Origin of the sequence: Glycomyces harbinensis, assembly GCF_900101745.1 — a bacterium.
GTDB classification, from domain to species: Bacteria; Actinomycetota; Actinomycetes; order Mycobacteriales; family Micromonosporaceae; genus Glycomyces; species Glycomyces harbinensis.
The window spans coordinates 14,542-25,564 of record NZ_FNAD01000001.1 but is presented as its reverse complement, the minus strand read 5'-3'; the positions used below and the strand labels follow the sequence as shown (position 1 = coordinate 25,564).

At 71.0% G+C, this 11,023-nt stretch carries 10 protein-coding genes; all 10 read right to left on the bottom strand.

Annotation, left to right across the window (positions count from 1 at the left end):
- Positions 1–3 precede the first annotated feature (3 nt).
- Complete coding sequence (locus tag BLQ63_RS00120) at positions 4–816, bottom strand: carbohydrate ABC transporter permease (protein ID WP_091027136.1); 813 nt, start codon at positions 814–816, stop codon at positions 4–6.
- Position 817: 1 nt separating this feature from the next.
- The gene (locus tag BLQ63_RS00115) at positions 818–1,723 is read right to left on the bottom strand and encodes a carbohydrate ABC transporter permease (RefSeq protein WP_091027135.1); all 906 of its coding nucleotides are present in this window, start codon (positions 1,721–1,723) and stop codon (positions 818–820) included.
- A 6-nt stretch (positions 1,724–1,729) separates the two neighbouring features.
- Positions 1,730–2,992 (bottom strand): ABC transporter substrate-binding protein, encoded by a 1,263-nt coding sequence (locus tag BLQ63_RS00110; protein ID WP_091027134.1) that lies wholly within the window; start codon positions 2,990–2,992, stop codon positions 1,730–1,732.
- Positions 2,993–3,038: 46 nt separating this feature from the next.
- Entirely contained in the window at positions 3,039–4,865 is a 1,827-nt protein-coding gene (locus BLQ63_RS00105; protein WP_091027133.1) for a class I mannose-6-phosphate isomerase, read from the bottom strand.
- Complete coding sequence (locus BLQ63_RS00100; RefSeq protein WP_091027132.1) at positions 4,852–5,763, bottom strand: ROK family protein; 912 nt, start codon at positions 5,761–5,763, stop codon at positions 4,852–4,854. Before BLQ63_RS00100 ends, BLQ63_RS00105 begins: the two co-directional genes overlap by 14 nt.
- A 177-nt stretch (positions 5,764–5,940) precedes the next feature.
- Complete coding sequence (locus BLQ63_RS00095; RefSeq protein ID WP_091027131.1) at positions 5,941–6,960, bottom strand: LacI family DNA-binding transcriptional regulator; 1,020 nt, start codon at positions 6,958–6,960, stop codon at positions 5,941–5,943.
- 82 nt (positions 6,961–7,042) lie between these two features.
- Positions 7,043–8,419, bottom strand: coding sequence for an NADP-dependent succinic semialdehyde dehydrogenase (locus tag BLQ63_RS00090; protein WP_091027130.1), 1,377 nt, complete (start codon positions 8,417–8,419; stop codon positions 7,043–7,045).
- 97 nt (positions 8,420–8,516) lie between these two features.
- Positions 8,517–9,506, bottom strand: a complete 990-nt coding sequence (locus BLQ63_RS00085; RefSeq protein WP_091027129.1) for an aldo/keto reductase — start codon at positions 9,504–9,506, stop codon at positions 8,517–8,519.
- Between the two features lie 30 nt (positions 9,507–9,536).
- Complete coding sequence (locus BLQ63_RS00080) at positions 9,537–9,950, bottom strand: (R)-mandelonitrile lyase (protein WP_091027128.1); 414 nt, start codon at positions 9,948–9,950, stop codon at positions 9,537–9,539.
- Positions 9,951–10,082: 132 nt separating this feature from the next.
- The gene (locus tag BLQ63_RS00075) at positions 10,083–10,940 is read right to left on the bottom strand and encodes a hypothetical protein (protein ID WP_091027127.1); all 858 of its coding nucleotides are present in this window, start codon (positions 10,938–10,940) and stop codon (positions 10,083–10,085) included.
- Between the last annotated feature and the right edge of the window lie 83 nt (positions 10,941–11,023).

Sequence of the window (11,023 nt, the reverse complement as noted above, 5' to 3'; positions counted from 1 at the left end):
TTCCTAGTACTGCCCGAGGGCGAGGCCGCGGGCGAAGAACTTCTGCGTGAAGAGGAAGAGGATCACCGTGGGCAGCGAGACGAGCAGGCCGCCGGCGAGGACGACGGACATCTGCGCGCCGCCGTAGGTGCTCTGCATGCCCGCGAGCGTGGTCACGATCGGCCTGACGGTGTCGGACTGGCTCAGGACCAGGCCGAGCAGGAAGTCGTTCCAGATGAACGTCGCCTGGAGGATGAACACGGCCACCAGGGCGCTGGAGGCCATCGGCAGGTAGACGCGGTAGAAGATCCGCCACGTCGACGCGCCGTCGAGCACGGACGCCTCGAAGACGTTGTGCGCGATGCCGGTGAAGAAGTTGCGCATCACGAACGCCGAGAACGGGATCGAGATCGCCGTGTACACGATGACCATGCCGAGCTTCGAGTCGAAGATCCCGACGCGCGAGTACGCGTCGAACATCGGCAGCAGGATCATCTGGATCGGGAAGACCGTGCCGCCGAAGATCGCGACGAACCACGCGAAGCCGTGCCGCAGCTTGAGCGCGACGATCGCGAAGCCCGCGGCGGCGCCCACCGCGACGGCGATCGCCGGAGAGACGATCGCGTAGATCAGGGTGCTCACCACGCTGTCCGCGAGCCCCGACAGCCGCATCGCCTCGCCGATGTTGGCGAACAGCGAGAAGTCGGTGGGACGCCACGATTCGGCGGTGGTGAACGTCAGCGGCGACTTCGCCGCGTTGATGACCAAGAGGTACACCGGGAGCAGCCAGATCAGGCCGAGGACGATCAGGACGGTCGTGCGGATGGCTCGCGACATGTCAGACCCCGTTCTTGCTGGACAGCTGCTGGCGCAGGTAGAGGATGGAGGCCACCAGCGTCACGACCGTGAGGAACACGGCGATCGCCGAGCCCAGGCCGTAGTCGCTGTTCACGAAGGTCTCCTTGTACATCGTCAGCGCGAGCGTCTCCGAAGCGCCGCCCGGACCGCCCTTCGTCATGCCCTGCACGATGTCGAAGGTCTTCAGGGAGGCCACGATCGAGAGGCCGACCACGACCGCGGTGAGCGGGCGCAGCATGGGCCACAGGATGCTGCGGAAGAGGCGGAACCCGTTGGCGCCGTCCATCTTCGCCGCTTCGAGGGGTTCCCTCGGGATCGACTGGAGGCCGATCGTGAACAGGAGGGCGTTCACGCCGACGCCCTGCCACGCGGTCGCGAGGATCATCACGACCGTGTTGAGCGGGGCGTCGACGAGCCAGCGCGGCGTGTCCGCGACCCCGAAGGCGCCGAGCGCCTGGTCGAGGGCGCCGCCGCTGCCGAGGATGAACGACCAGATCACGCCGACGCCGATCCCCGAGACCGCGTACGGGATGAGGAACGGGAGCCGCAGCCAGATGCCGCCCTTGAGGTTCCAGGTGAGCAGGGCGACGCCGAGGCCGATCCCGACGGGGACGAGGAGCGTGCCGCCGACCCACAGCAGCGTGTTGAGCACGGAGCTGAGGAACTGGGGGTCGTCGAGCATCTCGGCGTAGTTGTCGAAGCCGATGAACTCGGGGTCGCCCAGTCCGTTGTAGTCGGTGAGGCTGATGAACGTCGTCCACAGCAGGGGCAGGTAGAGCAGCACCGCCACCAGGAGCACGCCAGGAGCGATGAACCCCAGGGCGGACCAGCGGTACTGGTCCTTCTCCCTGCGGTACGGCACCGTCGGGGTCTTGTCGGACGTCATTGCCTGCTACTCCTGATCGGCCCAGTACTTGTCCGCCTCGGCCTGGATGGTCTCCAGGTACGGCAGCGGGTCGCCCGGGTTGGCGATGAAGGCGCCGAACTGCTCGAGCGCGACGGTGAGGATCGGCGTGGGCGTGGCCTCGTAGTAGCGGTCGTAGCGCTCGAAGCCGTCGCCGGTGACGGTGGTGCCGAGCTCTTCGAGCATCGGGTCGGCCACGGTGGCCTGCGGGTTGAACGCCACGTCGCCGCGGGCCTCGCTCCAGGCGGTCTGGGCGTCGGGCGACATCCACCACTCCGAGTAGGACAGTCCGAGCGTCTTCTGCGAGGAGTTCTCGGCGACGCAGAGCGGTCCCGACTCGACGGCCACGGGGGTCGTCTCCAGGGCCGGGTTCACCGCGGGGATCACGAACATGTCGTAGTCCTCGCCGGAGACCATGCCGGCGCCGTCGAGCGAGCCGTTGAAGAACGAACCGAAGTTGATCATCGCGTAGTCGCCCTGCTTGAGGCCGACGGCCGGGTCGACGGTGCTGCCGGCGTCGCTGAACCAGCCGGCCTCCTGCTGGTCGCGCCAGGTCTCCATGATCGCGACGATCCGGGGGTCGGTGTACTCGACCTCGCCGGTCGCGAGCCCGTTGTAGAGCTCGGGGTCGGTGCCGGCGACCAGCTGCTGGAACCACGGGAACGTGAACAGCGTGCTGGTCTGGTAGTAGGGGGTGATCCCCTCGCCGGACAGCTGCTCGGCGATCGCGTCGAGCTCGGCCCAGGTGGTGGGCTCTTCGAGGCCCTGCTCTTCGAAGATGTTCTTGTTGTAGTACATGACCCAGTAGGCGACGTTCATCGGCACGCAGTACTGCTTGCCGTCGAAGGTGTAGGCGTCGCGCATGTCCTCGGTGATCCAGCCCTCGTCGACGGCCTTGTCCCAGATGTCGCTGGTCTCGGCGATCAGGCCCTCGTCGACCAGCTCGGCGAGCGAGGGGCCGGTCTGCCAGGTGAACAGGCCCGGGCTCTTGTCGGTGCGGAAGGACTGGCGGATGAACGCGTCGTACTGGTCGGCGTCGGAGTACCCGGTGGTGTCCAGGGTGATGTCGGCGCCGGACTCGCTGGTCGCGTTCAGCTCTTCGAAGTCGGGTTCCCAGGCGGCCTTGTTCGTGTAGAAGTCCAGCGTGCCCGTGGTCGCGCCGTCGTCCTCGGCGCCGCCGCCGCACGCGGCGAGCAGCAGGCTGACGGCTGTCGCGGCCGAGAGGCCGGCGGCGATTCTCCGTGTTCTCATGGTTCGAACTCCTTTGTTCTTCTCAGGGGGTGGGGTCGGTCCGGCGTCAGGCTTCGCCGGTGCGGGTGCCGCGGACGGAGGCCTTGACGGTGCCGAACCGCTCGCTGCGGGAACGGGCCGTGCGCCGGATGACGTACGGTCCGACGGACGCCGGCACGATGAACGTCTCGGCGTAGTGGATCGTGTAGGGCTCGAAAGCGCCTGTGGGACTGATGATCTCGACTTCGTCGCCTTCCACGAGGTTGAGCACGTTGACGGTGCCCCCGGTGTCGTGGGCGACCTGTTCGGCGAACCAGTGGCGGCGCACCTCGATGAACTCGAGCTCGTGCAGGCCGGTGCGCTCCTCGACCACGCCGTCCTCGTCGGACAGGGTCTCGACCCGGCTGACGAGGTTCGACTCGGTCCAGGCCGTGTCGCGGTACCACTCGAGGTTCCGCTCGCCGTGGTCGAGGTGCACGGGGCGGGGGATGCCGTCGAGGCCGAGGCGCCCCCAGTCCCAGAGCTTGAACGTGAAGAGGTACGGCGTCGCGGAGATCTCCAGGACCATCGAGTTCGCGCCGGAGCTGTGGATGGTCCCGGCCGGGATCAGGAAGTGGTCGTGCTTCTTGGCGGGGAACGCGTTCACGTACTTCTCGGCCTCGAAGGGGCGCTCGCCGTCCTGGGCGGCGCGCAGGTCCGCGAGCATCGCCTCCCGGTCCACGCCGTCCTTCACGCCGAGGTACACGACGGCGTCGTCCCCGGCGTCGAGCAGGTAGTACGACTCGTCCTGCGTGTAGTGCATCCCGAAGGTGCGCTGGATGTAGTCGGTGAGGGGGTGGACCTGGAGGGAGAGGTTGCCGCCGCCCATGGTGTCGAGGAAGTCGAACCGGATCGGGAACTCGGCGCCGAAGCGCGCGAAGGTCCGCTCCCCCAGGAGCGCCTTGGGCTGGGAGAGCACCAGGTCCAGGGACGGGATCTCGACGATCGCGCCCTCGGCGTCCTCCAGCAGCAGCGAGTTCTCCTCGGGCACGCAGTCGAAGCACCACGCGTAGTTGGGCTTGGACGGGTCGAGGTCGAGCTTCTCCTTCATCCACTGGCCGCCCCAGACGCCGGGGTCGAAGAACGGGACGACGCGCAGCGGGGCCTGCGCGGCGTTCGCCAGGCCGGTGCGGAAGGCGTCGCCGGTGATCATCCCGGGCGTGCGCGGGGCCGGTTCCGAGGAGCCGATCGCGCTGGCGTCGAGCACGAAGTCGAGCCGGTCGAACATGGCCCTCTTGTGGCGGTCGGCCACGCGCCATTCGACGAAGAACCCGCGCTTGACCTTGCGCAGCTGGTCCTCGTCGGGGTTCTGGGCCCGCCAGTTCGTGGCCCCGGCCCGCTGGCGCATCTGGATCTCCCAGCGGGCCATGTCGGCGAGGACGAGCGCGTACGGGGCGCCGGTGCGGCGCGCGACCAGGTCGGCGCCCCAGCCGAGGAGCACCGTGGGGCGGCCCGCGCCGTCGACCTCGACGGCGAGCTTGTCGAGGCGCTCGGTGTCGTAGAACGAGTCGAGGTGCGCGTGCGAGAGGACGCCGAAGACCCGGTCGTCGGTGAGGTTGTCGGCGATGCGCGCGTCGATCACGTCGGCGGGGAGCGCGGCGGCGTCCTCGACGTCCACGAGGTGCCACTGCGGGAGGGCGTCGGCGATGATCTCGGCGATCCGCGGGAGGTCGGCCCCCGGGTAGGCGTCGACGACGAGCAGCGGTGCGCGGCCGTCCGCACGGTCGGTCGCCACCTCGGCGGCCTCGGCCCATGCCTCGGCGCCGGTGCGCACGCGGGCGCCCGCCGGCAGCGGCACGGTCGGCTGCTTGACGTAGCGACCGGGTTCGGTGTGGGACGGACTAGCGGTTGGCACGAGCGCTCCTTCGGGATTGCGGATCGGCGGCGAGGACGGAGAGCCCGCGCAGCACCGAGAGGTCGGGTCGATCGGGGATGACGAAGTCCGGCCGGTGCGAGGAGGTCCAGAGGTGCGCTCGGACGTACGCCTCGACCGGCGCGGCGACGGCGGCGCCGGCGCGCAGGATGCCGCCGGACAGGATGACGACCTCGGGGTCGTAGGCGTGGCAGAGGGAGACGGCGGTGGCGCCCCAGGCGCGGATCGCGCGGTCGCGCAGGGCGGCGGCCGCGGCGTCGCCGGCTTCGGCGGCCGCGAACATGTCCTTGACGTCGGCGACCGCGTCGGCGCGGGCGGCGAGGTCGCGGCGCAGGGCCCAGGCCCCGGCGATGGACTCGGCGCAGCCGACGTTGCCGCAGTTGCACAGCGGGGCGTCGAGGTCGACGGTGAGGTGGCCGCCGAGGATGCCCGCGTGGTCGTGGGCGCCGCGCAGGACGGTCCCGTCCATGACGGCGGCGGTCCCGATGCCGGTGCCGAGGGTCATGAGCACGGCGTCGCGGGCGCCGGCGGCGGAGCCGGTGCTGATCTCGCCGACGAGCGCGGCCCTGGCGTCGTTCTCGACCACCGCGGGGAGTCCGAACGAGGTCCGCGCCCAGGCGATGAGGTCGAGGTCGTCCAGGCGCGACTGCTTGTCGTGGGCCTTCACGAGCCGGCCGGCGGCGCGGTCGACGACGCCGGGGACGGCGATGCCGGCCGCGGTCGGCGCCGCGGGTGCGGCGGCGATCAGCTCGGCGGCCTCGGCGGCGGCCCGCTCGAGGTCGCCGTCGCCGACGGGGACCGCGGCGGTGCGGACGGGGTCGCCCGCGTCGAGGACGCCGAGCTTGATCTCGGATCCCCCGAAGTCGATGCAGAGCTCCATCGCTCGCCCACCTCCCCGTACATGGTCTGCGCACCGCCGCGTCCGGTGACGGTGATCTTGAGATTGGTAACGTTACCAATCCTGATGTCGATCCCGCAACCTCTCCCGGCTTCAGATTGGTAACGTTACCAACGACGAGGCCGGGCCTGCAAATTGCCTGATGAGAGGGGTTCGCGGTCAGGGATGTTCGACGGTGACGGGCAGTTCGACCGTGCGGGCGGCAGGGTCGAGCGAGTCGTCGTCGAGCCTGGAGAACAGCAGGATCGCCGCCTCCCGGCCGAGGAGGCGCGCGTCGTGGTCGATCACGGTGACCGGCACCGGCATGAGCTCCGAGAGCTCGAAGTCGTCGAAGCTCACGATGGCCGGGCGGGGCCCGGGGAGGCCGTCTCGGATGCGGCGCCCGATCTCGCGCAGCGCGCCGATGGTGTTCCGGTTGTTCGCGCTGAAGATCGCCGTCGGGGCGTCCTCGCGGTCGAGCATCGCGCGGGCGGCGCGGCTCGCCGCCTCCACGTCCTGCTGGTCGCGGGCCACGATCGTCGGGTCGATCGGTACTCCGCGCTCGGTCATCGCCTGCTCGTAGCCCCGGTAGCGGCGCTCCCCGGTGAACACCGAGCTGCGGTTCCCGAGGAACCCGATGCGGGTGTGCCCGGCGTCCAGCAGGGAGATCGTGCCGCGATAAGAGCCGCCGACGTCGTCGAGCAGCACGGTGTCCACGTCCAGGCCCGGCACGCGGCGCGAGGCGAGCACGAGCGGGACGTCGCCGAGGCGCTCGGGCCGCAGGTGCGCCGCGTCGCCGCTGGTCGGCACCAGGATGAGTCCGTCGACCTGGCGGCCGATGAAGTCGCTCACGAGCTGGCGCTCGCGCGCGTCGTCCTCGCCGGTGTTGCCGAGCAGGATGCGGCGGCCGTGCTCGGCGGCGACCTCCTCGACGCCGAGCGCGAAGTTGCCGTAGTACGGGTTCGCGAGGTTCGTGATGGCGACGCCGACGAGGCCGCTGGGCTGGCCGGGGCGCAGGCTCCGCGCGTTCTCGTTGCGGTAGTAGCCGAGTTCGCGGACGGCCGCCATCACGCGCTCCTGGAGGTCCGGCCGCACGTTCCGGCCCCCGGCGAGGGTGCGCGAGACGGTCATCGGGCTCACGCCCGCGTGGCTCGCGACCTCCTTGATGGTCAGCTGGCGTGCCCCTCGCGTCGTCGACATGCCCGCCCCCCTACGCGTCGTGCGCCAATCCTATGCGAAGGAAAAGATAGCCGAATGCGACCGGCGCCGGTGGCCCCGCGGTTCAGCTCCTCCAGACGGTCTTGAGGTTGGTGAACTCGCGGATGCCCGCGGCGGCGAGCTCGCGGCCGTAGCCGGAGGCCTTGACGCCGCCGAACGGCAGCTCGGGGAACGACACGGTCATGCCGTTGACGAACACCGCGCCGGCGTCGAGGCGGCGGATGAACCACTCCTGCTCCTCGGGGTCGTTCGTCCACACCGAACTCGAGAGCCCGAACGTCGTCTGGTTCGCGATGCGCGCCGCGTCCTCCGCGTCCTCGGCCCGGTACAGGGTCGCGACCGGCCCGAACGCCTCCTCCTGGACGATCCTGGCGTCCTCGCTGAGGTCGGCCAGGACCGTGGGGGTGTAGAACCAGCCGGGCCGCTCGGGCGCGCCGGAGCCTGCGAGGACCTTGGCGCCCTTGGCGATCGCGTCGTCCACCAGCTCGGCCAGGTCGTCGCGGCCCGATTCGGTGGCGAGCGGGCCCACCTCGGTCTCGGGGTCGAGCGGGTCGCCGACGACGAGCGCCGCGGTGGCCTCGGCGAAGCGGCGGCTGAACTCGTCGTACACGTCGGCGTGGACGATGAACCGCTTCGAGGCGATACAGGACTGTCCGTTGTTGATGGTCCGGGCCTTGACCGCCGTCTCGACGGCCGCGTCCAGGTCGGCGGAGGGCAGCACGATGAACGGGTCCGAACCGCCCAGCTCCAGCACCGACTTCTTGATCGCCGCGCCCGCCGCCGCCGCGACCGCGCGCCCCGCCGGCTCGGAGCCGGTGAGCGTCACGGCCTTCACCCGCGGGTCCTCGACCACGGCCTTGACCTCGCCCGATCCGATCAAGAGCGCCTGGAACGCCCCTTCGGGGAAGCCCGCGCGCGCGAACAGCCCGTCGAGGTACAGGGCCGTCTGCGGCACGTTCGAGGCGTGCTTGAGCAGGCCGGTGTTGCCCGCCGCCAGCGCGGGCGCCGCGAAGCGCAGGGCCTGCCAGACCGGGAAGTTCCAGGGCATGACGGCGAGCACGGCGCCGAGGGGTTCGTACCGGGTCCAGGCCTTGGAGGCGCCGACGGCGGAGGGGTCGGACAGGGGCTCGTCGGCGAGGAAGGCCTCGGCGTGCTCGGCGTAGTAGCGCAGTCCCTTGGCGCTCTTGCGGATCTCGGCTTCGGCCTGGGCGATCGGCTTGCCCATCTCGACCACGAGGAGGCGGGCGGTGTCGTCCACTTCGGCTTCGAGGAGGTCGGCGGCGGCGCGGAGCCACCGGGCGCGCTCGGCGAACGTGGTGTCCTTCAAGGCGGCGAACGCGTCGTGGGCCAGTGCGATGCGCCGCTGCACTTCTGCTGCGGTGTGCGGCGTGAATGCACGCTCGGTCTCGCCGGTCGTCGGGTTGATGGTCGCGATCGCCATTGAACGTCCAATCCCTCGCGCCGCTCCGCCGGAGGCGACGAGCGGATACTGGTCAGTAACAAACACTGTAGGCGATGTCCGCGGCTGCGGACAGTCGCTACAGGTCGGTCATCTTCTCGAGCGCTTCGGGGTAGCGGGCGCCCTGGATCCGGACCCGCGAGGCGGCCTGCTCGATGTCGAGGAGGTCGCCGGCGGTGAGTTCGACGCGGGCGGCGCCGAGGTTCTCGGCGAGGCGTTCGGGCCTGCGGGTGCCGGGGATGGGGACGATCCAGGGCCGCTGGGCGAGGAGCCAGGCGAGGGCGATCTGGGCGGTGGTCGCGCCCTTGCCTTCGGCGATGCCGGCGAGGAGGTCGACCAGGGCCTGGTTCGCTTCGCGCGCTTCGGCTTCGAACCGGGGGATGGTGCCGCGGATGTCGCCTTCGGTGAAGATGGTGTCGGCGGTGATGGCGCCGGTCAGGAAGCCCTTGCCGAGCGGGCTGAAGGGCACCAGGCCGATGCCGAGTGCTTCCAGGAGCGGGATGATCTCGTCCTCGGGGCGGCGCCACCACAGCGAGTACTCGCTCTGGAGGGCGGCGACGGGCTGCACGGCGTGGGCGCGGCGGATCGTGGCGGCCGAGGCCTCGGAGAGGCCGAAGTGCAGCACTTTGCCCTGGGCGATGAGGTCTTTGACCGCTCCGGCGACGTCCTCGATGGGGACGTCGGGGTCGACGCGGTGCTGGTAGTAGAGGTCGATGCGGTCGGTGCCGAGGCGGCGCAGGGAGCCTTCGACGGCCTCGCGGAGGTGCTCGGGGCGGCTGTCGGTGCCCCTCCAGCCGCCTTCGGGTTTGATGTCGAAGCCGAACTTGGTGGCGATGACGACCCGGTCGCGCACGGGTCGGAGGGCTTCGCCGACGAGTTCCTCGTTGACGTAGGGGCCGTAGACCTCGGCGGTGTCGAAGAAGGTGACGCCTTGGTCGACGGCGGAGCGGATGAGGTCGACGTGGTCGGCCCTGGTGCCGGTGGAGGGGCCGTAGCTCTGGCTCATGCCCATGCAGCCGAAGCCGATCGGGGAGACGTGGAGGCCGTCGCCGAGTTCGCGCGATGCCATGATGGCGGTTCCTTTCAGGTGGTGGCGGGGTCAGTTCTGGCGGGCGCGGGGGCGGTCGTAGGCCTCGTCGGCGACCGGGTCGAGCCAGTCGGCGTCGGGGCGGCCGTCGCCGGCGGTCTCCCACATGGCGAGGTGGACCATGAACCGGTCGGAGGCGGCGCCGTGCCAGTGCTCCTCGCCCGGGGGCGTCCACACGGTCTCGCCGGGGTGCGCCTCCAGGACGGTGCCGTCGCGGGTGCCGACGAGGGCGACGCCGGAGACGATGTGGAGGGTCTGGCCGACGGCGTGGGAGTGCCAGTTCGTGCGCGCGCCGGGCGAGAACCGGACCCAGTTGGCCCTCATGCGGGACGGTTCGGTCCCGGCGTGGATGACGTCCCACCAGACGTCGCCGGTGAACCACTCGGCCGGGGCCTTGCCGGTCGGCTGGGATTCGATGAACTCCATGCTCGCGCCCTTCTCCTCGCGCCGGTCCGCGCGGCCGACCCGCCCATGATGGGCCAGGGCGGGCGCCGGCGCCAAGCGAATCGCGCAATCGAGGGAGGTACTGGTGTTACCTCCCGCCTCGGCCCCCGGGTCTCAGTCGAGGTTGCCGCAGGCGGCGTCGAGCATCGCCCACAGGTCGTCGCGCTGCTCGTCGGGCACCGGGATCGGCGTCGCCACCGGCTCGGCGCCGTCGATCGCGATCCATGCGGTGAAGCCGAACGGCTGCTTCACGTCCCCGATGGCGTGGCCGTCGCAGCGGACGGCTTCGAAGCCGATCGCGACCACCGCTCCCCCGTCCGGGGCGGGCTCCCGCCCGCCGGCGGTCAGCGCGAAGAGCACGCTGCCGCGCACGTCGGTCACGGCCAGTTCGGCGCCGGTCAGGGACCGCAGGGTCAGGTCCGCGGTGAGGGTGCCGTTCTCGGCCTGGGCCATCGGCCCCAGCTCGATCGCGGCGGCGGCCGCGATCACCTGCGCCGCGCAGGCCTCCTTCACGAGCCGGTCGAGGGTCCCGTTCGGGTGGGGCAGCGCCGCCGTGACGACGTGTGCGGCGCCGTCTTCGGTCTCGACCCGGAGCACGGCGGTCGCGGGGGCCGCGGTCGACGCGGCCCCGTCGGGGCACTGGGCCGACCCGTACGCGGTCATGAGGTCCCGGGGGTTCACGCTCGGGGGCACCTCGGCGTCGAACTCCTGCTCCCCCAAGGGCGCGAACGAGTCCGTGACCAGTTCGACCCCGAGGACGCGCACCGGCGCGTCGCCGTGGTTGGTCACCGCGATCGCCACGATGCCCGGCTCCATGAACGAGCGCCTGATCTCGGCGGTGGCGCTCAGGTCCGGCGGCGCCGAGGCCGGCGCGCCGGGATCGGGGTCGGGGGAGGCCAGAAACCCGGCCAGGCCGGCGGACCCTGCGGCGAGCAGGAACGCTCCGACGATGCCGATCCGGACCCAGCGCACGGCGCCTCCTCATCGAACCGTCGACCGCGAACCGGTCCAGTCTCGCACCGCCGCCGGTCCCTGTGAAGCCCCGGCGGGCACCG